The sequence below is a fragment of the Acidisoma cellulosilyticum genome, assembly GCF_020621385.1.
Classification (GTDB): Bacteria; Pseudomonadota; Alphaproteobacteria; order Acetobacterales; family Acetobacteraceae; genus Acidisoma; species Acidisoma cellulosilyticum.
In genome coordinates, this window is record NZ_JAESVA010000006.1 from 222,786 (window position 1) to 246,296 (window position 23,511).

Annotated in this window: 22 protein-coding genes; 9 read left to right on the top strand and 13 right to left on the bottom strand. The window is 63.2% G+C overall.

Going from position 1 to position 23,511, the window contains the following annotated elements:
* Nucleotides 1–66: 66 nt before the first annotated feature.
* Nucleotides 67–1,059 (bottom strand): SMP-30/gluconolactonase/LRE family protein, encoded by a 993-nt coding sequence (locus tag ACELLULO517_RS18475; protein WP_227308897.1) that lies wholly within the window; start codon nucleotides 1,057–1,059, stop codon nucleotides 67–69.
* 15 nt (nucleotides 1,060–1,074) lie between these two features.
* The gene (denD, locus tag ACELLULO517_RS18480; RefSeq protein WP_227308898.1) at nucleotides 1,075–2,049 is read right to left on the bottom strand and encodes a D-erythronate dehydrogenase; all 975 of its coding nucleotides are present in this window, start codon (nucleotides 2,047–2,049) and stop codon (nucleotides 1,075–1,077) included.
* A 199-nt stretch (nucleotides 2,050–2,248) separates the two neighbouring features.
* Here denD (ACELLULO517_RS18480) and ACELLULO517_RS18485 point away from each other — a divergent pair, with 199 nt between their 5' ends.
* Nucleotides 2,249–2,989 (top strand): FadR/GntR family transcriptional regulator, encoded by a 741-nt coding sequence (locus ACELLULO517_RS18485; RefSeq protein ID WP_227308899.1) that lies wholly within the window; start codon nucleotides 2,249–2,251, stop codon nucleotides 2,987–2,989.
* A gap of 16 nt (nucleotides 2,990–3,005) precedes the next feature.
* Here the strand turns inward: ACELLULO517_RS18485 and ACELLULO517_RS18490 are convergent, their stop codons facing one another.
* The 10 genes from ACELLULO517_RS18490 to ACELLULO517_RS18535 form a co-directional block, all read right to left on the bottom strand.
* Nucleotides 3,006–3,773, bottom strand: coding sequence for a DeoR/GlpR family DNA-binding transcription regulator (locus ACELLULO517_RS18490; RefSeq protein WP_227308900.1), 768 nt, complete (start codon nucleotides 3,771–3,773; stop codon nucleotides 3,006–3,008).
* A gap of 6 nt (nucleotides 3,774–3,779) precedes the next feature.
* Nucleotides 3,780–4,790 (bottom strand): 4-hydroxythreonine-4-phosphate dehydrogenase PdxA, encoded by a 1,011-nt coding sequence (gene pdxA, locus ACELLULO517_RS18495; RefSeq protein ID WP_227308901.1) that lies wholly within the window; start codon nucleotides 4,788–4,790, stop codon nucleotides 3,780–3,782.
* Nucleotides 4,787–6,079 carry a four-carbon acid sugar kinase family protein gene (locus ACELLULO517_RS18500; protein WP_227308902.1) on the bottom strand — a complete coding sequence of 431 codons (1,293 nt, stop codon included), beginning with the start codon at nucleotides 6,077–6,079 and terminating at the stop codon, nucleotides 4,787–4,789. Before ACELLULO517_RS18500 ends, pdxA begins: the two co-directional genes overlap by 4 nt.
* A gap of 89 nt (nucleotides 6,080–6,168) precedes the next feature.
* Nucleotides 6,169–7,449, bottom strand: coding sequence for a 3-oxo-tetronate kinase (gene otnK, locus ACELLULO517_RS18505; protein WP_227308903.1), 1,281 nt, complete (start codon nucleotides 7,447–7,449; stop codon nucleotides 6,169–6,171).
* A complete protein-coding gene (otnI, locus tag ACELLULO517_RS18510) occupies nucleotides 7,446–8,228 on the bottom strand; it encodes a 2-oxo-tetronate isomerase (RefSeq protein ID WP_227308904.1) in 783 nt (260 codons plus the stop codon). Before otnI ends, otnK begins: the two co-directional genes overlap by 4 nt.
* Before the next feature lie 17 nt (nucleotides 8,229–8,245).
* A complete protein-coding gene (gene ltnD / locus ACELLULO517_RS18515) occupies nucleotides 8,246–9,157 on the bottom strand; it encodes an L-threonate dehydrogenase (RefSeq protein WP_227308905.1) in 912 nt (303 codons plus the stop codon).
* Between the two features lie 42 nt (nucleotides 9,158–9,199).
* Entirely contained in the window at nucleotides 9,200–10,174 is a 975-nt protein-coding gene (locus ACELLULO517_RS18520) for an ABC transporter permease (protein ID WP_227308906.1), read from the bottom strand.
* Nucleotides 10,171–11,154, bottom strand: a complete 984-nt coding sequence (locus ACELLULO517_RS18525) for an ABC transporter permease (protein WP_227308907.1) — start codon at nucleotides 11,152–11,154, stop codon at nucleotides 10,171–10,173. The genes ACELLULO517_RS18520 and ACELLULO517_RS18525 overlap by 4 nt, the downstream gene beginning before the upstream one ends.
* Nucleotides 11,151–12,674 (bottom strand): sugar ABC transporter ATP-binding protein, encoded by a 1,524-nt coding sequence (locus tag ACELLULO517_RS18530; RefSeq protein WP_227308908.1) that lies wholly within the window; start codon nucleotides 12,672–12,674, stop codon nucleotides 11,151–11,153. Before ACELLULO517_RS18530 ends, ACELLULO517_RS18525 begins: the two co-directional genes overlap by 4 nt.
* Nucleotides 12,675–12,679: 5 nt before the next feature.
* Nucleotides 12,680–13,783, bottom strand: a complete 1,104-nt coding sequence (locus ACELLULO517_RS18535; RefSeq protein ID WP_227308909.1) for a substrate-binding domain-containing protein — start codon at nucleotides 13,781–13,783, stop codon at nucleotides 12,680–12,682.
* A gap of 142 nt (nucleotides 13,784–13,925) precedes the next feature.
* Between ACELLULO517_RS18535 and ACELLULO517_RS18540 the strand changes: the two genes are divergently transcribed.
* The 8 genes from ACELLULO517_RS18540 (at nucleotide 13,926) to ACELLULO517_RS18575 (ending at nucleotide 22,525) form a co-directional block, all read left to right on the top strand.
* Nucleotides 13,926–14,963 (top strand): LacI family DNA-binding transcriptional regulator, encoded by a 1,038-nt coding sequence (locus ACELLULO517_RS18540; protein WP_227308910.1) that lies wholly within the window; start codon nucleotides 13,926–13,928, stop codon nucleotides 14,961–14,963.
* A gap of 28 nt (nucleotides 14,964–14,991) precedes the next feature.
* The gene (gene otnC / locus ACELLULO517_RS18545) at nucleotides 14,992–15,684 is read left to right on the top strand and encodes a 3-oxo-tetronate 4-phosphate decarboxylase (protein ID WP_227308911.1); all 693 of its coding nucleotides are present in this window, start codon (nucleotides 14,992–14,994) and stop codon (nucleotides 15,682–15,684) included.
* A gap of 180 nt (nucleotides 15,685–15,864) precedes the next feature.
* Entirely contained in the window at nucleotides 15,865–16,839 is a 975-nt protein-coding gene (locus ACELLULO517_RS18550) for a substrate-binding domain-containing protein (RefSeq protein WP_227308912.1), read from the top strand.
* A 32-nt stretch (nucleotides 16,840–16,871) separates the two neighbouring features.
* On the top strand, nucleotides 16,872–18,794 hold the full coding sequence (locus tag ACELLULO517_RS18555; RefSeq protein WP_227308913.1) for a sugar ABC transporter ATP-binding protein: 1,923 nt from the start codon (nucleotides 16,872–16,874) through the stop codon (nucleotides 18,792–18,794).
* On the top strand, nucleotides 18,791–19,786 hold the full coding sequence (locus ACELLULO517_RS18560) for an ABC transporter permease (RefSeq protein WP_227308914.1): 996 nt from the start codon (nucleotides 18,791–18,793) through the stop codon (nucleotides 19,784–19,786). Before ACELLULO517_RS18555 ends, ACELLULO517_RS18560 begins: the two co-directional genes overlap by 4 nt.
* Before the next feature lie 16 nt (nucleotides 19,787–19,802).
* Complete coding sequence (locus ACELLULO517_RS18565) at nucleotides 19,803–20,531, top strand: FadR/GntR family transcriptional regulator (protein WP_227308915.1); 729 nt, start codon at nucleotides 19,803–19,805, stop codon at nucleotides 20,529–20,531.
* A 30-nt stretch (nucleotides 20,532–20,561) separates the two neighbouring features.
* The gene (denD, locus tag ACELLULO517_RS18570) at nucleotides 20,562–21,557 is read left to right on the top strand and encodes a D-erythronate dehydrogenase (protein ID WP_227308916.1); all 996 of its coding nucleotides are present in this window, start codon (nucleotides 20,562–20,564) and stop codon (nucleotides 21,555–21,557) included.
* 5 nt (nucleotides 21,558–21,562) lie between these two features.
* Nucleotides 21,563–22,525, top strand: a complete 963-nt coding sequence (locus ACELLULO517_RS18575; protein WP_227308917.1) for a sugar phosphate isomerase/epimerase family protein — start codon at nucleotides 21,563–21,565, stop codon at nucleotides 22,523–22,525.
* Nucleotides 22,526–22,600: 75 nt separating this feature from the next.
* On the opposite strand, the gene ACELLULO517_RS18580 is transcribed toward ACELLULO517_RS18575, so the two are convergent.
* Entirely contained in the window at nucleotides 22,601–23,509 is a 909-nt protein-coding gene (locus tag ACELLULO517_RS18580; RefSeq protein WP_227308918.1) for an SMP-30/gluconolactonase/LRE family protein, read from the bottom strand.
* Nucleotides 23,510–23,511 lie beyond the last annotated feature (2 nt).

The window sequence follows — 23,511 nt, forward strand, 5'->3', positions numbered from 1 at the left end:
CTTTTCTTATTATTTTTAACGAAGTCTTCCGCCGCCCCGAACCGGTTGAGGCAAAACGCTGGATGCTTAGCCTTTCCAGGCCGCGCCCGTCGTATTCAGATAAAGCGCATAGACGGACGTGCTGGCGGCCATGAAAAGCCGATGACCTTTTTTGCCACCGAAACAAAGATTGGCACAGGTTTCCGGCAAATGCACCTTGCCGATCAGATCGCCGTCCGGCGCGTAGCAGCGCACGCCGTCCTCCTGCGGGTCCGCCCAACCCATGCTGCACCAGACATTGCCGTCCGCATCCGTGCGCATGCCGTCCGTAAAGCCGGGCGCGAAATCCTCCGCGAAGACACGACCATGCGTCAGCCGCGTCCCCGCCACGTCAAAGACCCGGATATGGGCAGGACCGCCATGGGTAATGCCGCTGTCCACGACATAAAGCTTCGTCTCGTCAGGCGAAAACGCCAGACCGTTCGGGCGGCAGAAATCATCGGCGACAACAGCAGCCTCGCCGGTTTGCGGATCCAGCCGGTAGACGTGACGCGGCAACTCGGCCTCGGCGGTATGGCCCTCGTAAGGACCGTCGATCCCATAACCGGGATCGGTAAACCAGATGGCGCCGTCAGATGTCACGACCAGATCATTCGGCCCGTTGAGCGGCTTGCCCTGATAGCGGTCGAGCAATACCGTGATGCTGCCGTCGACCTCTGTGCGGGTCACGCGACGCGAATCATGTTCGCAGGTGACAAGGCGCCCTTCGCGGTCGCTCGTATTGCCGTTGGCGAAATTGCTTTGGCCGCGAAAGACGCTGACATGCCCGTCATCTTCCAGCCAGCGCAGCATGCGGTTGTTCGGAATGTCGCTCCACAGAAGATAGCCGCCGGCGGGAAAATAGACCGGACCTTCCGCCCAGCGGAATCCCGTCGCGATGCGCTCGATTCCGGCATTGCCCTGCCGCGCCTTGAAGCGCGGGTCAAGCGCCTCGACACGGCTGTCCGGATAGCGGGTATCCTGCAAAGGGCCCAGCGGCAGTCGGGCATACTGCCCGAATGATTGCGATGATTCCGGCATCGGCTGTCTCATCCTTCAATGAAGTCCCATATGCCGCATGAAAGCGACGATGATGGATCGCATATCGGCGTCATGCGTGAAGCCAAGGCTGTGCGCGCGCTCGGCCGAGAAATTCCCCGGCCAGGAATTGACGATCGCCTCGATCGCCGGATCGGGTTCCATACGCACGCGATCTGCCGCCGCATCCCCGCCCACGGACCGCAGCGCCTGCAGCATCTCTGTCACCGTCACCGACAGGCCTGGCATATTGATGACGCGATCGCTGCCGAGCAAGGCTCGCGGCAATTCATGCCCGTGCAAAAGATTAAGGATCGCCTGCTCCGGCGACATGATCCACAAAACCGTCTTCGGTGAGACCGGGCAAATCGCCATATCGCCATTCAGCGGTTCACGGATGATGCCGCTTGCGAAGCTGGACGCCGCCGCATTGGGCTTGCCCGGCCGCACCACGATCGTCGGCATCCGCAGGCTCAACCCGTCGATATAACCGCGCCGCGAATAGTCCGACAGCAGCAGATCGTTGATCGCCTTCTGCGTGCCGTAGGAGCTTTGCGGCTTCCAGACATAACTATCCGGCACCGTCGCCGGCATGGCCCCGCCGAAGACCGCGACCGAGCTCGTCGTCATCAGCTTCGCCCCCGGCGCCGCATGGCGCATGCGCTCCATGATCGCGCGGGTGGCATCGACGTTGATTGTCAGGCCAAGATCGAAATTCCGCTCTGCCTCGCCGGAAACGACCGCCGCCAGATGAAAGACGCTGTCCGTATCCTGATCGATCAGGCACGCGACCGCGCCCGGGTCCGCAATGTCGCCCGTTACGGGCAAAACGCGGGAATCGCCGAAGGCATGCGCCTCCATCTTGTCGAAGGCCAGAATCCTGGTCACCGGCGTCACGACGCCGGCGGCATTCGTCAGGCTTCCGCGCGCCAGAATGGCGGATATCAAACGTTGACCGAGGAAACCGGCGGCACCGGTTACGACAAGACGCATCCTGGTTTCTTTCCTTCCCGATCTCCGTCGGGTAAAAGCTGTATGACACCTTTACCGGCTTGGCCGCGCGACGCAAGTCAAATTTTCGGTGCGCGCGATGGCCTCGGCGATCCTGCCTTTCCCCCTAGTTGTATCTCCGATGAAGACTGTATGCTGGCGCCCATCGTCGCCGTTGGACGGCAGAAGGATAGGCAGAGTCATGGGGCCTCGCAGCCGGACGGATCAGCTGACCGAGGCTTTGCGCGCCCGCATCGGCCGGGGGATCTTTCCGGTCGGTTCGAAACTGCCGTCGGAACAGGCGATCGGCCTCAAATTCCAGGTCAGCCGCACGGTGGTGCGTGAGGCCGTGACGCGCCTGAAGGCTGACGGCCTGGTCGAAACGCGCAAAGGGACCGCCGCGCGCGTCTGCGCAGTCAGCCCAAGCCTGGACAAGGGATTGTCGATGCCGCGCTCCATCGACGGGCTGCTCGGCTTTCTGGAAGTCCGGCGCCCGATCGAAGGGGAAATGGCCGCCCTCGCCGCCGAACGCCGTACCAAGGCGCAAAGTGCCGCGATCAAGAAGGCGCTTCTGGCCGTCGAGAAGGCGCGGAACGACGGCGTCGATGAAGACCTGGACTTCCATCTTTCCATTGGCCAGGCAACGTCCAATGCCTATTGGAACCAGTTCGTGCGCATATTCGCCGATCCGATGCGCACAGCCATCCGCCTGACGCGCGCCAATGAAGCAAGGCGTCTCGATTTCGCGTCCGCCGTCGCCGAGGAGCATCGGCAGATTTATGACGCGATCGTCGCGCAAGACCCGCAAGCCGCCAGAACCGCCGCCTATCGTCATTTGGACAATGCGGCGACCAGGGTCTTGCTGGCGGATCAGGAATTCTGGCAACAGGAAGGCCGCGTGCTCGCGGAAGACTGGGCCATGCAGGATAAGGTCCGATCGTAAGCGCATGACCGTGACGTCACTCGGCGCGGATGACCTTGGCCCCGCTGCCCTCCAGCAGCCGGCATTGCATCGGGTCGGCCGCCGCATCCGTGATCAAGGTCCAGGGCCGGTCCAGGGGCGCCCAGAAAGGCTGCTTGGCCTGACCGAGCTTGCTGCTATCCGCCAGGACGACAATCTCGCTGGCCTGCGCCATCATCAGGGATTTCAGCGCCGTCTGCTCGGGCATCGCTTCGCATAGGCCGCGCCCCGCGACGACGCCGTCAGCGCTGACAAAGCAAATATCGGCCGTCACCTGCCGCAAGGCCTGTTCGGCAACCGGGCCGGAGGTCGCCATGCTGATCGACCGCACGGCGCCGCCCAGAACCATGACCTCAATCTCGGCCATGCCGGCCAGCAAAGGCACCAGGGGCATATTATTGGTGATGATCAGATGGCGGCGCTGGCGCAGCCCTTGCCCCATCGCCGCGACGGTCGAACCGCCGTCGAGGATCAGACGCTCACCGTCGCGCAAAAGCGCCAGTGCCGCCGCCGCGATCGCCGCTTTTGCGGACCGGTTGACCGCTCGTCTTGCCTGAAGGCTTTGTTCGACGTCCGTCACCGGGCCCGGCGTCAGGATCGCACCGCCATAAGTGCGCGTCACTGCCTGACTGGCCGAGAGTTCCTGAAGATCGCGCCGGATGGTGGAAGCCGAAACGCCGAAGCTCGCGGCCAGACGATCGACATCGGCCTGCCCGTTCTTGACCTCGGCGAGAATAGCCTCCCGCCGGTTCCGGCTGCGCCGCATGGCCCGTCAGTGCCGCCTGGGTGCCAGGTCCACCGCCTGACGCAGCGCCTCGATCATGGACCCCTCATCGGCGATGCCCTTGCCCGCGATATCGAAGGCCGTGCCGTGATCGACCGAGGTACGGACCACGGGCAGGCCGATGGTGACATTCACGCCCGATTCCAGGCCCAGAACCTTGATCGGCCCATGACCCTGATCGTGATACATGGCGACCACCAGGTCATAATCCCCGCGCGCCGCCAGATAGAACAAGGTATCGGCCGGCAAGGGACCGGTGACGGTCCACCCCTTCGCCTGGCAGGCAAGGACGGCGGGAATGATCTTCTCCGCCTCCTCGCCCTGACCGAACAGCCCGTTCTCACCGGCATGGGGATTGATGCCGCAAACGCCGATCCTAGGATTTTCAAAGCCGGCCTTCACCATCGTCTCATGCCCGCGCGCGATGGTCCGCTCCACCAGACCAGGCTCTATCTTCCGGATGGCATCCATCAGGCCGATATGGGTCGTGACATGGATGACGCGCAGCTTGGGCGAGACCAGCATCATGGAGACTTCCGGCGTATGCGTCAGCGCGGCCAGCAATTCGGTATGGCCGGGATATTTATGGCCGGCGGCATGCAGCGCCTCCTTGCTGAGCGGCGCGGTACAGATGGCATCGGCCTCTCCCGCCTCCACCAGCCGCGTGGCACGCTCGATATAGCGAAAGGCGCCCTCGCCGGAGATGGCGGAGAGTTTTCCGAAAGGATGACCGGCAGGGATAAGGCCAAGATCGATGCAATCGACCTCTCCGGGCGCGTAGCGGGCCTCGGCCGGGGTTGCGAGCGCATTGACCGTCAGACCGCTATGCACAACGGTGCCGGCCTCCCGCAGCCGCACCGCGTCACCGATCACCAGGGGCCGGCAAAGGTCCTGAACCTCTGACCTGGCCAAAGCCTTCATGATCACTTCAGGACCGACGCCGGACGCGTCTCCCATGGTGATTGCAATGATGGGACGCGTCTTGGATGAACTGCTCATGATCCGTTCTCCCTTGGCCTTAACCGGCGCAAATGCATAAGGCAGCGATGCAAGGTCCCGGCATCGCCGAAGGCGCCGGCCTTGGTCACAACGGGGATCGTCAAAGCCCCGCGCGTCAGGCCCAGCGGAACGCCGGCCTCGATCTCCGCCACCAACCGGATGCCCGTCACCGACAGCGCATCCAGCAGCGCCAGCGCGGTTTCCCCGCCGGTCGCGAACAGCGCGCCGATATGCGGGGCCGCCGGTCGCAGAATCTCCCCCAGACGGCGCGCGAGGTCCGCGCCTTGCGCAAGATCGGCGTCACTGTCCGGCGCGATCGACACCAGCACGTCCTGATCCGCCTGCAGCGCATCGGCGATCTGGCGGCCAGCCGTCTGCCAGGCAGCGTCACCGGACCCGGCGCGCAAGGTCGTAGGCGTGATCGTGACAGCGATGACGGTCGCCTCGGCCGCCACCACGGCCGCGGCAGCGCGTGACGCCTCGGCAATGCTGCCGACCACGAACAGGATGCCGCCCTTCACGTCCAGAACCTCGGCCGAGGCCGGCGTGCTCTCGGCCCGCGCCAATGCCAGCGCCAGGCCGCCCGATCCGGTCCAGAACAGTTGCTCTGCCCAGGGCAGCGTCGCGCGCGCGATAAGATCCATATCGGCCGGTGTCGCGGCATCGCAGACCAAGGCATCCAAGCCGGCCGCGATGGCCTCGGGCAGCCGTTGCGCCAGGGCACCGTCCCGCAAAGCATCCAGGCTGAGATGCGCGACACGGAGGCCCTCGCCGGTCAACACCGATACAAGATTGGCGGTCGGATAGCTGTGATCGCGCGCCCACAGGGCCGTGTCTTCCAAAGCCTGGCCCTGCAGGCGGATGCCACCGCCCTCCGTCGTGCGGCCGGTTTCAGGGAAGGCCGGCGCCACCACGGACAAGGCCCCTTGCCCTGCCTCCCGCAACAGCCGGACGGTCGCCGATAGCTCCGCCGCAGGTTGGCCGCGCAGCGTCGAGTCGATCTTCTTGAACAGGCGCAGACCCGGGGCATACCGGGCCTGCAGCAAACTGCGATGGCGCGCTGCTGCCTCCGTCGCGGTCAAGCGCCGACTATCCGCGTCGATCGCGACCACCGCCTCAGGCTCCACGTCGACACCCCAACTGACCGAGGCCCGCCATCCATGCCGCACAAAGGCAATGGCGCTATCGGCGGCACCGGTCAGGTCATCCGCCAGGATCAGCCAGGACGGTTGTGGCGTGCGAAGCGACAGAAGATCTCCCTCAGCAGGCCGTCGAACGGCACCGCTCATTTATGCGCGAATTGCGCAATTCATACGCGGGAGATGGTCGGTTGGCCAGGGGATTTTTGCGCACATCGCGCAAAATCCCCTGGCCGCGCTCAGTGCATGAGCGCTAAGGCATCCGTGAAGAAATCCGTGCCGCCGAAATTGCCCGACTTCAGCGCCATCAGCAGATCCGGTCCCTGCCCGGACATCGCCCGCAGCACCGGCACGCCCGGCGCAATCTCCGCACCAATGCGAAAGCCGGAAATGCTCAGCCGATCGACGACCGCGCCCGAGGTCTCGCCCCCGGCCACGATCAGGCGGCGCGTCCCGGCCTGAACCAGACCCTCCGCGATCGCGGCCATCGCCTGTTCGATCCTGTGCCCCGTGCTCTCCGCGTCCGGCCGGGCGCGCATGGCCGCGACCTGATCCGGCGCAGCGCTGCTGGCGATCAGCAAGGGGCCGGCAGCGAGGCGCGGCTTAGCCCAGTCAAGGGCTGCCGCCACTTCCGCCTCGGCATCGGCCAGCAGACGCTCGGCATCCAGACGCAAGATCGGCCCTTGCCCGGCGAAGGCATCGATCTGCGCCAGCGTCGCGGCCGAGCAACTGCCGGCAAGGATGGCCGCCTGACCGCCGACCGGCGCCTCGGCTGCCGCCGCGCCTTCGGCTTTTGCCACTCTACCGCTTGCGATCAGGGCTGCGGCCAGGCCAAGACCCAGGCCCGAGGCACCGGTCGAGACCGTATAGCCAAGCGTCACGGCGCCGATCGTCAGCAGATGACGGTCGAACACGGCATCGACGATCGCCATGCCGAAGCCCTCCGCCTGCAACTGCGCCAGCTTGGCACGCAGGGCGTCGGGACCGGCATCGACGATCTGAAGCGGCACCAGGCCGATGCGGGTCGCGGTCTGCCGAGACAGAACGCGCATCAGATTGGCGTCATGCATCGGGTTAAGCGGATGGTCCTTCAGCGGGCTTTCATTCAGCGGCATGACGCCGACAAATAAATTGCCCTGAAAGACAGTGCGTCCCGTCCCCGGAAAAGCGGGTGTCACCACCACCATCGGGCAAGCGCCGCTGTCGCGCAGCGCATCGGATACCGGCCCGATATTGCCGGCATCAGTCGAATCGAAGGTCGAGCAGATCTTGAACAGAACATGATCCGCGCCCTTTTGGCGCAGCCAGACTTCCGCCGCCTGCGAGGCCGCCACCGCCTCGGCCGCCGGGATGGAGCGGCTTTTCAATGCGACGACGACGGCATCGACGCCCGAAAGATCGAAGGCGGCGGCGGGCAAGCCGATCGTCTGCACCGTCCGCAGCCCCTGGCGCGCCAGCGTATTGGCGAGGTCCGAGGCCCCCGTGTAATCGTCAGCGATACAGCCGAGAGCGAGGGTCATGCGCTGATTCCACGGTAAGGTTTGAACCAGCCCAGGCCGTCGATCGTGGCGCCCGCCGGGCGATACTCGCACCCGACGAAGCCTTCATAACCCAGGCGGTCAAGCTCGGCCAAAAGGAAGGGGTAATTGAGTTCCTCGGCGTCAGGCTCATGGCGTGAGGGCACGCTCGCGATCTGGATATGGCCGATCGTCGGCATCAAACGCCGCAGCGCCATGGTGACGTCGCCATGCATGATGGCGCGGTGATAGATGTCGAACTGCAGTTTCAGGTTGGGCAGCGCCAGTGCGGCGATCAGGTCTTCGGCCAACGCAAAATCATTGAGAAAATATCCCGGCATGTCGCGGCGGTTGATCGGCTCCAGCACCAGGGTCCGGCCAGCCGCGCCGACACGCTCCGCCGTCCAGGCGACAGCCTCGCGATAGGCGGCGGATGCGCGCGCATCGCCGGCCTCCGCGATTCCGGCCATCAGATGCAAGCTGCGGCAGCCCGTGGCTTCGGCATAGATCAGCGCGGTCTCGACCCCGGCCTGCAATTCGCTGAAGCGTGACGGCAGCGCGGCCAGACCGCGTTCGCCCTTGCCCCAATCACCGGGCGGCAGGTTGAACAGCGCCTGTGTCAGCCCGTTGCGTTGCAGCTGGGCCGCGACGGCTTCGGGCGGATGCTCGTAGGGGAACAGGAACTCGACCGCCGAAAAACCCGCATCGGCTGCGGCCGCGAAACGATCCAGAAACGACCATTCCGTAAACATCATCGTCAGATTGGCGGCAAAATTCGGCATGCTGGCTTGTCCTATCCCTATGCGTCGCCCGGCAGGGGCGTGCCGGTGACGCGCCCGTATAGCCGCGCGACCGAGGCATCGTCATCGCGTCCCATGCCGCTGGCGGCGGTCATCATGAACATCTGCAGGGCGCTGCTCGCGATCGGCACCGGAAACTTCTCGGTGCGCGCCATGTCCATGATGATCCCAAGATCCTTGGTGAAGATCTCCACCGCGCTGCGCGGCGCATAATCGCCGTCCAGAACATGGGGCACCCGGTTCTCGAACATCCAGGAATTGCCGGCCGAGGCGGTGATGACCTCATAGACGCGACGGATGTCCAGACCCTGTTTGGCGGCGAAGGTAATCGCCTCGCAGGCGGCCGCGATATGAACGCCTGCGAGCAGCTGATTGATCATCTTGAAGGCAGCACCCGTGCCGGCGGAATCGCCGAGTTCATACAGCGTCGCTGCCATGGCATCCAACGCCGGCTTCGCCTTTTCGAAGGCGGTGGCGGAGCCTGACGCCAGGATGGTCAAGGCGCCTTCGGCCGCGCGCTGCGCGCCGCCGCTGATCGGCGCGTCAAGATAGTGGCGGCCCGTCGCCTCCACCCTTGCCGCCAGCCCGCGCGCCACATCGGGCGCCATGGTCGCGGCCGAGATGAAGACCGCATCCGCTGGCATTGTCTCGGCACAGCCGTCGGCCCCGAACAGCACGGCCTCGGTCTGCGCGGCATTGACGACGACGGAAATGACGATGGCGGAGCCTGCGGCCGCCTCCGCCGGTGTCGCGGCCACCCGTCCGCCTTCCGCCTGGAACCGGTCCCGCCCGGCCGCGGACACATCGCAGCCGACGACATCGAAGCCCGCGCGTTGCAAGGACAAAGCCATGCCGAAACCCATGGAGCCAAGACCGATAACGGTGATCTGCGGCTGTGCGGTGGAATTCATGGATCAGTCGTCCTCAGTGGAAGGAATAGAAAGCCAGGGGCCTTACCGGCGGCTGCGCCCCAGGAACAGGAAGGCGAGCGCCAGAAGAATGGCACCGAAGACGATCTCGCGCTCGCCTTGCGATACGTTCAAGGTGATGAGCATCGCCTCCAGCAGGATCACCGTCATCGCACCAGCGATACTGCCGCCGTAGCCGCCCTCCCCACCCGCCAGGCGACTGCCGCCGATCACGACCGCCGCGACCGGCGGCAAAAGATAGTCGTCACCCATACCAAGATAGGCCTGGGACGAGTAGCCGCTCAGCAGCAACCCCACCAATGCCGCCATCACGCCGCTGGTGATGAAGACGGCCGCATAGACGCGCCCCAGTCTGATGCCGGAGACGAGCGCCACAAGTTCGTTGCTGCCGATCGCATAGACGGCTCTGCCGAACGGCGTAAACCGCAAGGCGCCAATGACAATGACGGCGCAAACCGCCCAAAGCACGGCGGCCATCGGTATTTCGCCGACCATGCCGAGCGCCAGGAACTTTGCCGCCGGCGGCACGACGGTCGTGGGCGCGGCGGCATTCGTGTAGATCAGGGTCAAGCCCTGCAGCATCAGATTGATGCTAAGTGTCCAGATCAGCGAATTCACGCGCAGCACATAGACGCCGAGCATGTTCACGAGACCGACCGCGACGCCGATGCCGATCGCCGCGCCGAAGGCGACCCATTCATGCGGATGCGCCGCATAGAGATTGGTCGCGAAAATGCCGGTCAGCGTGATGGTCCAAGGGATCGACAGATCGATATGGCCGATCAGGATGGCGAGGGTTTCGCCGATCGCGACGAGGCCGATGAAGGCCGCCTGGATCAATTGCAGCCGGATGGTGTGCCAGGTCAGAAAATCCGCGCTGGCGATCACGCACAGCGCATAGACCACCGCCAGAATCAGCCAAGGCAGCGCCCCGCGCCGGACCGCCGCGGATAGGCGGGGGCCCGACCGGCCCGGCTGCAGATCTGTCGTGGCACTCATGACTGGCTCCTGCCCAGCAAGCTCGTCCAGCTTTGCGCCCTTAACAGCCTTATGCCGGCCAGGCCGAGCACGAGGATCAGAATCCCGCCCTCGATGAAGTCCTGCCAGAAGGCCGAGATGCCGACGACGCTCAGCACATTCAGGATGATGGACAGCAGAATGGCGCCAAGGATCGGGCCGATCATGCTGCCGCGTCCGCCGGTCAGCGCCACGCCACCCAGCACGGCGGCGGCGAGCGAGTTCAGCGTATAGACATTGCCGATGCTGGGATCGCCGGACGTCGTCTCGGCCGCCAGAAACAGCCCCGCGATGGCCGCGAACAGACCCGCCAGCATATAGGCCGCCATGCCCACCCTGCGGACCGGAATGCCGGAGGCAAAGGCGCTGTCGGGATTGTCGCCATAGGCCAGGATGAAGCGCCCCAGGCGACTGCGGAAGACCGGCAGCCAGATGACGAGCACCGCGAGCAGCAGCAGCACGGCGGAAAACGGCAGCAGGCCCCAGTTTCCCGTCAGAAGATTGGCGAAACTATCCGGAATCGAGCCACCCGGTTGCGGGCGCAAAGTCAGCGATATGCCGGCATAGACGAAGGAGGTGCAGAAGGTCGCGATCAGCGGCGCCACGCGGCCGTAAGCGACGACGACGCCGTTGATGGCGCCGGCCAGCACGCCGATCAGAAGCGAGGCGATGACCACCAGCACAATGCTCGTCGTCCCGTCACCCATGAAGGTCGCGGCGAAGCAATTGACCAGGCTGATTTCCGACCCGATCGACAGATCCAGCGCTCCGGTCATCAAAACCACGGTCTGCCCGAGTGCGGCGAGTGCCAGCGTCACGGATGCATTGGCCAGGCTCGCGATCCCGAAGGCGGATAAAATGGCCGGCTGATAGGCGGCATAAAGGGCGACCACGGCAATGACGCCGATGGCACAGCAAAGCGGGCCGATATGCTCGCCCAACCGATCGCGCATTTTGCTCATGCCGCCACAGTCCCGGTATCGCGAAATGACAGAGCCAGAATGGATTCCTCGTTGATCTCCGCGCCCGAAACGGCGCCGGCGATCTTGCCGCCGCGAAAGACCAGAACGCGCGAGCACAGAATCGGAAACTCGACCATATCCGTTGAATACAAAATGATGCCTTTGCCTGCCGCCGCAAGGTCGCGGATTGTTGCGTAGATCGTCTCGCGAGCTCCGGCATCGACACCGCGGGTCGGATCGCAGAACAGATAGATGTCGCGCTCGAAGGCCAGCCATTTGGCGGCGATCACCTTCTGCTGATTGCCGCCGCTGAGACTGCCGAGCGGCGCATCGGCCGACGAGCATTTGATCGCCAATTGCCGGATCAGCGCGGAAACGACGGCCTTCTCTTGCCTGGAATCGAGGAACAGAAAGCGCCGCAGGCGATTGAGGATGGTGATCGTGACATTATGCGCGATCGGCAGAAACATGAATCCGCCCATGTTCTTGCGATCGTCGGGAATGAAGGCGAGCCCTGCCGCGATCGCCTGCAAGGGCCGTGACGCGCGACGGGCCTGCCCACGAATGATGACATCGCCCCGCAACCCGCGACGGAAAAGCCCGAACAAAGCGAACAGCATGTCCTTCTGCCCTTGCCCTTCCAGACCGGCCAGACCCAGGACTTCCCCCGGGCGCAGATCGAAGGACACCCCGTTCAGCCGGCCGTCCAGGCGCAGATCCGCCACCTGCAGGATGGGCGGCGTTGAGTCCGGCGGCGCCGGTGGCGGCGGCACCGCATGCAATTGCTGCTGCGTCTCCCCCAGCATCAATTCAAGCGCGCGCTCGCGCGTGAAGCTGTGGCGCGGAAACGCACCGACCTTGCGCCCGCTGCGCAGGATCGTGACGCTGTCGGCAATATCCTCGATCTCTTCCATGCGATGCGAGATGAAGATGATCGCCCGGCCTTTGGCACGCAGGCCCCGCACGACGGTCAGCAGACGATGCACATCGGTCAGGCCAAGGGCCGATGTCGGCTCGTCCAGAATCAGCACGCGCGGATCGAAGGACATGGCCTTCGCGATTTCCACCAATTGGCGCTGCGCCAGGGACAAGGTCCCCACGCGCGCATCGGCCGCAATATCCGGCACGCCGATTTCGGCGAGCAGCGCTTCCGTGCGACGCAGACTGGCATCTTCCCGGATATGCCCGAAACGCCCGCGCTCCTCCCGGCCGATCAGCACGTTCTGCGCGACCGTCAAGCTGCCAAAGAGAGACAATTCCTGGTGCACGGTCGCGACACCGGCTTCGAAGGCCATGCGCGGCGAGGTCAGATGGCGTCCTTCGCCACCGATCGCGATGCTGCCGCCGTCGGGCAGGATATTGCCCGACAGCAGCTTCACGAGCGTACTTTTGCCGGCACCGTTCGCACCCAGAAGGGCCAGCACCTCGCCCGCAGCAAGGCTGAGGCTGACATCTTCCAGCGCAGTGATCCCACCATAGCGCTTGGTGAGATTTTCCGCCCGCAATACGGCATCCGGCATCGTGATTACTTCACAACGTCAGTGACGGGGATATGCACGCCGCATTGCGGAATGCTGATATTCGTCACGAAGCTGCCCGGCAGCTTGGGGAAGTAATCGACATCCGGCTTCATCTCATCCGTGGTCAAGGCCGTCAGCGGCACATTGGCGCTTTGCGGCAAGGACTGGCCGGAGAGTGTCGCAATGGCCGCGCGGATCGCGACCGCCACCAGCGCCGGCGACTGACCGATCACCGTGGCGGGGATCTTGTTCTCCGTCGCCAGCATCATGAAGCCGTTATCGGACTCGCCCGTCATCGGCACCAAAGGCGCATGAACCTGCAGGATCGCCTGCAAAGCGCCCGTCGCCCCCTCGGTGCCCCAGACACCGCCGATATCATGATGCGTCGCCAGCGCATCCGCCGTCACTTTCTGATTTGTGCCGACATCCCAACCGCCATAGACTTCGACAAGCTTCAGATCCGGATGGTCCTTGAACACGGATTTCGCGCCGTCGACCTGGTCGTTGTCGACGGTCGCGCCGGCAAGGCCGCGCACCATCAGGATGGTTTTATTGGCAGGCACCTGCTTGACCAGGAATTGCGCCCATTGACGGCCCATTTCGGTCTGGTCTTCGTTGACGTTGATCGCTTTCAGCGTGCCCACGGTATTGTCGAAGGCGACCACCACAATGCCCTGTTTCACGGCCTGGTTGATGACGCTGTCCAGCCCGGTGGGCGAGGCCGCATCGACCACGATGGCATCGTAACCCGACAGGATCATGCTGCGGATCTGCGAAATCTGCTGCGATACGTCATTGCCGGAATTGAAGATCTTGAAGCTGGAAATATGCTGCGCGACGTCCGGCTGCTTGACATAGGCGCTGGCGATATTGAGCATTTCGGTGCGCCAGTTATTGCCGTACAGCGAATTGCTGAACGCAATCTTATACGGGCCGGCCTTGTGCTTGGCCGCCATCATCGGCGTATCGGCGGTCGCCTTCACGAAACACTGCGCAAGGCTGGCCGGATCGGTCAGGCTTTGCGCCCGAGCACTGCCGGCGGTCAGAAGTCCAGCCGCCGCCATCAAGGCAAAGGCGCTCAGGCCCAGAAGACCGTTTCTGTAGGACATGTCTTTCCCCTGCGCCGTTCGTTTTCCTTGCCCCGAACCATCCGCGGCAACCATGACAGCGCTGTCATTGGAACCATGGCAAACTCTTCCCGGCCGGTCAAGATGCCTCTATCCGGTGTGGACGGGGCGGAGTTTCCGGAGCATGACAGGGACTATGGATCACCCGACCACAGGGCGCAGCACCGCCCGGCGCACCACGCTCACCGAAGTCGCCCAGCAGGCCGGCGTCAGTGAGATCACCGTGTCGCGGGTGCTGCGCGACAGCGGGCCCATCGCGCCGGCCACGCGGGACCGCGTCATGGCGGCCGTCCGCGCGCTCGGCTATGTGCCGAACCGCGTCGCCGGCACCCTTGCCTCCTCCGGCTCGAATCTCGTCGGCATCGTGCTGCCCTCGCTCGCCAATATCGTTTTCCCGGAAGTTCTGCGCGGCGCGGCCGGACCGCTGGCGACGATGGGCTATCAGCCCGTCATCGCCGTTACGGAATACGATATCGCGCGGGAAGAAACGCTCATCGAATCTCTGCTGTCCTGGCGGCCGGCCGGGCTGATCGTGACCGGGCTGGAACATACCCCGCGCGCCGAAGCCATGCTGCGCAATGCCGGCGTGCGCGTTGCGGAATTGATGGATAGCGACGGTACCGGCATCGACATCATCGTCGGATTTTCGAATGCCGAGGCCGGGCGCATCGCTGCCCGTCACCTGCTGTCGCGCGGCTACCGCCGCTTCGGCTATGTCGGCCATGGCGGGGGCGCCACCATCGGCGCCGATCTGCGCGCCGGCAAGCGCTGGACCGGCTTCACCACGACGCTGGCCGCCGCCGGGCATCCGCCGCTGGACAAGGAAATCGTCGACGCCCCGTCATCGATCGCCGCTGGCCGCTGCGGTTTGGCCGAACTCCTCGCGCGCTCGCCGCATCTCGACGCGATCTATTTCTCGAATGACGATATGGCGCTCGGCGGTTATTTCCACTGCCTCGCGAACGGCATTGCCGTGCCCGGTCAATTGGCCTTGTTCGGCCATAACGCGCTGGACGTCGGCCAAGTCGCCCCGCAGCCGCTATCGACCGTTCGGACGGCCAGGCTGAAGATCGGCGAAATTGCGGCCAGGCTCGTCTGCGGCGATGCGCCCTCGCAAAAAGTCGATGTCGGCGTCGAACTGGTCGAAGGTGCGACCGCATAATCCTCAACAGACACGACGGGAGACCGGCATGACCGAATCCAAGCTGCGCGAGCAGATCTGCACTTTCGCGCGCTCCTTGTTCGAGCGCGGATTGACGCCCGGCTCCTCCGGCAATATCAGCGCGCGCCTGCCGGAAGGCGGCTGGCTGATGACGCCCACCGATGCATCGATGGGCTTTCTCGACCCCGCGCGCATCTCGAAACTGGATGCGAATGCCGCATGGATCTCAGGCGACAAGCCGACCAAGGAGATTCCGCTGCATACGGCGCTCTATGACACGCGCCACGGCGCCGGCGCGATTGTTCATCTGCATTCCACGCATTCCGTCGCCGTCTCCATGCTGCCGGAAATCGATCCCCGCGCCGTCCTGCCGCCGCTCACGCCCTATTACCTCATGCGCGTCGGGCAGACCGCCCTGGTGCCCTACCACCGGCCAGGGGACCCGCAGGTGGCATCGGCCATTCGCGGGCTCGCCGGAAAATACAGCGCCGTGCTGCTGGCCAATCATGGGCCCGTCGTCGCCGGCAAAAGCCTGGAAGCCGCCGTCTATGCCATGGAAGAATTGGAGGAGACCGCCAAGCTTTATCTTCTGCTGCGCGGCCTCAACCCACGCGCCTTGTCATCCGCGCAAATCCAGGACCTGGCCGGCACCTTCGGACTGGATCTGCATCGGGATCACGATGATCCCGATGACCATCACCACCAACCGCATCATCACTGACGCGCGCTTCGACGCATTCACACCAGACGGCGGCCGTCTGCCGCCGTCACGACCGCGATTTCAACGACGATATAGGGTGACCATACAAGCCTGCCCTTGACGCTGCTCTGCCCACTGGTATGGTACCCGAACCAGAAACAATAGCGAACGCCGGAAAGGCGTCGAAAAAGGGGAAACCGAATGAAAAGGCGAGCGCTTCTTGCGGCGACTGCGTCCGCGGCGGCCATGGGTCTGCTGGATGTCGACAAAGTCTTCGCAGCCGACAAGCAGATCGTTTATCTGACGCCGGGTCTGGATCTGCCGTTCTGGCGGGCTGTCGCCAAAGGCGTCGGCGCCCATGCCAAGGCCGCCGGTTATGACTATAAGGTCTTCGACTCGCATAACAGCGCGCAGACGCAGTTGCAGAATGCGCAAGACGCCATCGCGCGCAATGTCGCCGGCATCGTCATTTCGCCGACTGACAGTTCCACGGCGCCGAGCGTGCTGGCGCTCGCACAGCGCAACGGCATACCCGTCGTCATCTGCGATATCGGCACCAATGGCGGCGATTACGTGTCCTTCATCAAGTCCGACAATTACAAGGGCGCCTACGGGGTCGGTGCGGCCTTCGCCAAAGCGCTCATCGCCAAAGGCTATCAGAAAGATCCCTTCGGTCTGGTGACGATTTCGCTGGCCCGCAAGAACGGCCAGGACCGCACGAACGGATTTCGCGATGCCATGAAGGCGGCCGGTCTGGTCGATCAAGCCGCGTTGAAGCAGATGGCCTCCTACACGACCGACGAAACCTATAAATTCGTCCAGGACATGCTGACGGCGTCGCCCAACCTGCATGGCATCTTCGTCGAAACCGATCAGCCGACGCTCGGCGCCATTCAGGCCCTCAAGGCCGCCAATCGTCAAAACGACGTGCTGGTCGCAAGCTTCGACGGCATCCCGGAATTCATCGATCTGCTCAAAAGCGGACAGATCGTCGTGGCCGGCATGCAGCAGCCTTATCTGATGGGCAATCAGGCAGCGGATGCGCTTCTGTCGGCCCTGAAGGGCGGCAAGCCCGCGAAGGAAATCCTGGTGCCGATCATGATCGCCACGCATGAGAATATCGACAGTCTGGTGCCGGTCGCCAATAAGACCGTCTTCGCTTTGGGCGACGGCTGACAGCGTCGACGATGCCGTCAAGCCATGCCGCTGTGACCGGTCGTGCTGTGACAGCCGAACGGCTTGAGCCTGTTCTGACGGTGAGCGGCGCCGAAAAATCCTTCGGTGCCGCCCGCGCGCTCAGCAACGCGACTATCGCCCTGCGGCGCGGCGAAGTGCATGGGCTGCTCGGCGCCAACGGCGCCGGCAAGTCCACGCTTTCCCGCGTCATGTCCGGCCATATCCGGCCTGACAAGGGCAGCATCACCCTGGACGGCCAGGCATTGTCCTTGCGCAATCCTCGTGCCGGGCTGGATGCGGGCATTGTCCTCGTCACGCAGGAAACCACGCTCGCGGCCGATCTGTCGGTCATGGAAAATATTTTCCTGGCCGATATGGGCACGCCTGGTCGGCTGTCTTTTTCGACCTTGCGAAAAAATGGTCTCAGGATCCTGAATTTCCTCGGGCAAGGCGATTCGTTAAGACTAGATGACAAGGTGAACAGCCTTTCGATCGCGCAAAAGCAATTGGTCGAGATTGCGAAAGCCTTGGCCGTCAAAGCCAAAATCATCATCTTCGATGAGCCGACATCCTCGCTCAGCCCCAGCGAGGTCGACCGGCTGTTCAGCCTGTTCGACAGGCTTCGCTCCGAAGGCTGTGCGATCGTCTTCGTCTCTCATCGTCTGGAGGAAGTGTTTCGCATCACGGATTGCGTCACGGTGATGCGGGAAGGCCGATCCGTCGCCGAATCCGTCGCCACCGCGTCGCTCAGCCAAGCCGATCTCATTCGCCTCATGGTCGGGCAGGAACTCGGGTCGGTCTATGCGAACCGGGTCGCGGCCACCCACGACAAGGGCCTGTGCCGTCTGTCGGTCAGGAACCTGGCCGTTGATCCCATCGTCAAGGACATCTCCTTCGATCTGCATCGGGGCGAAATTCTTGGCCTCGGCGGTCTGGTCGGCGCGGGCCGATCCGAAACGCTCGAAGCCATATTCGGATTGCGCAAACGGCGCGCTGGCAGCATGCAACTCGACGGCTCGCCCTTCGCGCCCCGCACGCCGGCCCAGGCCATTCGCGCCGGCGTCGCTTTGGTGCCCGAGGATCGGCGCCATCAGGCCATCGCGCCGGATATGACGGTCGCCGAGAATCTGCTGCTCGGCCATCTTGCCGCATCGAAGGGTTTCCTCTGCGGCTATAAGCGCCGCAATGCCGAGATAGAGGCGTTGCTGGCTCTGCTGGAACTGCCCTTGTCGCGGCTGCGGGACGATAGCCTGCTGAACCTCTCCGGCGGCATGCAGCAGAAGATCATCATCGCCCGTTGGCTGCTGCTGAAGCCCAAGGTTCTCATGCTCGATGAGCCGACACGCGGGGTTGATATCGCGACGCGCGCCTCGATCTACAAGCTCCTGCGCAAGATCGCCGATGAAGGCGTCGCGGTTCTGGTCGTCTCCTCGGATTTCGAGGAATTGCTCGGCTTGTGCGAGCGGGTGATCGTCGTCAGCGACGGCCGCTCCACCGCCGATTTGCCGGCCGCGTCCCTGGTCGAGGAGACGCTGACCTTTCTGGCCGCGCCGCGCAGTTCCATGGCGCCTGTCCAGACCTTGTTGACCAGTCTGGCTGCCGCGTATGACGGGATGGCGTTCTGGGGTATTTTCGACCAGCAGCGTATCACGTTTCTGGCGACAGCCGCGGCCGCCCCGCCACCATGGTTGCGCGCCGGTCAGGTCGCCGAGGTCGATCGCTTGCCGATCGGCGCTTTGCTGCAGAACGGGCATAATAACGTCAGCAGCGACCAAACCTATCAGATCCTGACGATGCCGCTGACAAATGAACGCGGCCATGAGAACGGCTTCATTGCGCTGGTCGTCTCGGCCAGTGCCGCACCGCTTCCCGCGCAGATCGTGCAACAGCGCGTGGTCGAAACCCTCGCGGCAGTTCCCTTGGCCCAAAGGGACGATATGGGAGACAGGCTATGAGCGGCAATTCTCAATTGGCCTTGCCGCGTACAAAGCGCCGCTTGCCCGGCCAGATCGGTCGTTTCGTGATGGCGCGGCTTGAACTCAGAATGCTGGCATTGGCGATTTTCATCGCCGTCGTTTTGTCCCTCGCCTCGCCCTATTTTTTGACCGTCAAGAATCTGCTCAACCTTCTCGACCAATCCATCGTCATCGGCGTCGTCTCCATCGGCATGACCTTCGTCATTCTGACCGGCGGCATCGACCTGTCCGTGGGTTCGGTCGCGGGTGTCTCCGGCATTATCTTCGGCATGACCATTCCTGTGCTCGGACTGGCCGGTGCCGCCGTCGCGGCCCTGCTGACAGGAACCCTGGCGGGATTGATCTCCGGTGTGCTGATCGCGGAATTCGGTCTGGCGTCTTTCGTCGTGACGCTGGGCATGATGGCGATCGGACGCAGCCTCGCCTATATCATATCCGGCGGCCAGGCGATTTCGAGTATTCCCTTTGTTCTGAACGCCTATGAATACGTCACCATACTCGGCATCCGGGCGAACGTCCTTGTCCTGCTCGTCGCCTATGCTCTGGCCTGGTTCTACTTGTCCTATACGAAGGGCGGAAGGACCATCTATGCCTTGGGCTCGAACCGCGAAGCCGCGCGTACCGCGGGCCTCAATATCCGTCTTTATGCGATCCTGCCTTATGTCATCTCCGGTTGCCTGGCGGCCTTTTCGATTATCCTGACCACCGGACAACTGCTATCCGTCGATCCGCTCGCCGGCAATCTCATGGAACTCGATTCCATCGCCGCCGTCGTCATCGGCGGCGCAAGCCTTTATGGCGGGCGCGGTTCCGTCATCGGCACGCTGCTCGGTGTTTTCATCATGGTGATGATCCGCAACGGACTGAACTTGCTGGGCGTCTCGCCCTTCTGGCAAGGCACGGCGATCGGTATCATCATCATCACCGCCGTGTTGCTGGAACGTCTGCTGAGCGGCCGGCGGACAAGATGATATCGGGACAAGCGCGATGACAGTGGATCGGCCTCTCTCCGAGGTCAAAGTCGGTCTGACCAAGCGCACGATGCGGGAGCAGATCGCCGATAAGATCACCGCGATGATCGTCGCCGGCCTGCTGCGCCCGGACGATGAACTGCCAAGCGAGCGCGATCTGGCGGTGACTTTGGGCGTCAGTCGGGAAACGGTGCGCGGGGCCGTACAATGTCTGGCGGCGCTGGGCATGGTCGAAATCGCCCAGGGGTCGCGCAGCCGTGTCGTCGATATGGCGCGATGGGCCAAGCATCCACCGCGCGACGCCGATATTCAGCGTTACACGGCCTTGGAAGTGCATAATGCCCGTTGCCTTGTCGAAGTGGCGGGCGCGCGCACGGCAGCCTTATCGATCACGCCATCGGCTTTGGGCCGTCTGCACCAGCTTGTGCAACAACAGAAGACGATGGTGGGTGATCCGGTCTCCTTCCAGATCTCCGACATGGAGTTTCACACCACCATCTACGAGGCCAGCAGCAACCGCCTTCTCACCGCTTTCCTGACGGATATCTATGGCTACGCACTCGATATGCGGCGGCGCGCCTTGCTGGTTCCACATGCGGTGCAGAAAAGCCTGAAGGATCATGAGGCTATTCTATTCGCCATCGACCGGGGGGATGCGGACGGTGCCGCCGCCGCGATGTCCACCCATCTCGCCCGCGTTCACCGCACCACCCAGGCGTCCCGCCGCTTATCGGCGACGCCCTAGACTGCTCAAGTTTGATGAGGAAATGCGCTTATGCACGTTCTGATAATCGGTGCTGCCGGCATGCTCGGCCGCAAGCTCAGCGAAGGTCTGGTGTCGGACGGTAAGATCGGGGACCGCGCGATCAAGCGTCTGACCTTGGCTGATGCGATCGCACCCAAGGTTCCGCACGGTTTCACGGGCGATGCCGCCTGCGTCACGGTCGATCTCACCGCGCCGGATGCGGCGGCCAGCCTGCTGCACGCGAAGCCCGACGTGATTTTTCATCTGGCGGCCATCGTCTCCGGCGAAGCGGAAGTCGATTTCGAAAAGGGCTATGCGGTCAATCTTGACGGCACCCGCGCGCTGTTCGAGGAAATTCGCCTTGCCCAGAAGGACGGTCCCTGGAAGCCGCGCCTCGTCTTCGCCTCGTCCATTGCCGTCTTCGGCGGGGATATGCCGGATGTCATCGGCGACGATTATTTCCATACGCCTGAGACAAGCTATGGCACCCAGAAGGCCATTTGCGAGCTGCTGCTTGCGGATTATTCCCGGCGCGGCATTTTCGACGGCATCGCCATCCGCCTGCCGACCGTTTGCGTGCGCCCCGGTGCGCCGAACAAGGCCGCGTCGGGCTTCTTTTCCGGCATCATCCGGGAGCCGCTGGCCGGTCTCCCCGCCATCCTGCCGGTCAGCGACGATGTCCGCCACTGGATGGCCAGCCCACGCGCGACCGTCGCGTTTCTGATCCATGCGGCTGAGATCGATTTGTCATTGATGAAGAACCGCCGCTGCATCACGATGCCGGGAACCTCCGTCACCGTCAAAGAGCAGATCGATGCCCTGGTTCGCGTCGCCGGCACCAAACTGGCCGATCTGATCGAGCGGAAGCGCGATCCGGCGATCGAGCTGATCGTCAGCGGCTGGGCACGCGGCTTCAATCCGCAGCGCGCGGAAAGTCTCGGTTTCAAAGCCGATAAAGAATTCGATGACATCGTCCGGATTCATATCCAGGACGAATTGGGCGGCAAACTGCCGAATCTGGGGTGAACAGCATGTCCGGAACACAGCCTGTCAAGACTTGGACGCGGGATAACTGGCCGATCGCGGCAGCGATGATCCAATATCCCAATAGCCTTCCGGGTGGCGGATCCGTGCAGGATCAATCGGCCGAAGGCTGGGCCTCGACTTTGGAGGATATCGTCGACGCCGGCTTCACGGATCTCGACCCGACCGATTCATGGCTGCGCCTGGCCGATCTTTCAAAATCGCGCCTGGACGAATTCATGGGCGTCGTGTCATCGCTTGGCCTGACAATTCCGGCGATTTCGACATCCCGCCGCAGCGTCATCGATCCGGACCAAGGTGACGCCTATCTGGACTATAGCCATAGGGTCATTGATACCGCTGCTGGTATCGGCGCGAAGGCCGTATCCTTCGGATTGTTCGGCCCGCTATCCCCGGCGCAAAAGCAGGTCCTGTGGTTTTGGACGAAACCCGGCGTGACCAACCCGGATGATCCCGCGACCTGGCAAAAGGCCGTGTCCCGTATCCGCGAGCTTGGCCGGCATGCGGCCGAGGTCGGGTTGGAAGTCTCGCTGGAAATGTATGAGGATACTTATCTCGGCACGGCGGACAGCGCCGTCCGCTTCGTGACGGAGGTCGATTGCCCGGCTGTCGGTCTCAATCTCGACCTCGGCAACCTCATCCGCCTGCATCGTCCGATCGAGCACTGGCAAACCATGCTGGAAAAGACCGTGCCTTTCGCCAAATACTGGCATGTCAAAAACTATATGCGCGATGAAGACCCGGATTCCGGCAGCATTGTCACCATGCCGACGCCGATGGAGTCAGGCCTCATCAGCTATCGCGTTGCCATCAAAATGGCAATCGCTGCCGGTTTCAACAGCGCATTTCTCGTCGAACATTACGGCGGCGACGGCCTGAGCATATGCGCGCGCAATCGTGACTATCTGCGCAGCATTCTGCCGAAGGCGCGACTGGGTTTGACGCCATAACAACGACAGTACAGCGTCGGGCAGGCGGATGACCTTGCCCAACGCCGCCCTGTCATTGGCCGATCGCGGCAATCCTCAGGGTCTCTGGATGCCGATCGTATTGAGATAGACCGACTGCAGCTTGCTTTTGCCAGTGATAAACAGACGATTGCGTTTGGCACCGCCGAAGCAAAGATTGGCAACGACTTCACCGGTCAGAATCTTGCCGAGCAAACGTCCGTCCTGACCATAGCAATGGACGCCGTCACCCGCGGCAACCCATAAATTGCCTCGCTCATCGATCCTCAGACCGTCAGGCACGCCGGGATCGATCTCGGTAAAGATTGCGCCCCCCGACAGCGTACCATTCCGGTTGACCTGAAACTTGCGGATATGATGCGGGGCGTCCTGGTCATGCGACCTTCCGCTATCGGCTACGAAAAGCGCCGTCTCATCCGCCGAGAAAGCCAGCCCATTCGGTTTGACGAAATCATCCGCGACGATCGCGAGGTCCCCCGTGATCGGGTCAAGCCGAAAGACATGGCAACCGTCAAGCTCGCTTTCGGCTTTATGACCTTCGTAATCGGTCAATATCCCATAAGGGGGATCGGTAAACCAAATAGCGCCATCGCTCGTGACGACGACGTCGTTCGGGGAATTCAGCCGGCGGCCCTGAAAATTATCCGCCAGCACGGTGATGCTTCCGTCATACTCCGTGCGCGTCACACGCCGCCCGCCATGCTCGCAGGTCAGCAGCCGCCCCTCCCGGTCGCGGGTATTGCCATTCGCAAAATTGGACGGCGAACGGAACAGCGAGACCTGGCCGCTCGTCTCATCCCATTTCAGCATCCGGTCCTTGGGAATATCGCTGAACAGCAAAGCGCGATTATCGCCGAACCAGACAGGCCCCTCCCCCCAGGCCAGACCATCGGCCAGGATTTCAAGATCGCAAACCGGAATGATGTAGTCGGAGAAGGTCTTATCTTGAGTTTCGAAATAGGACATTT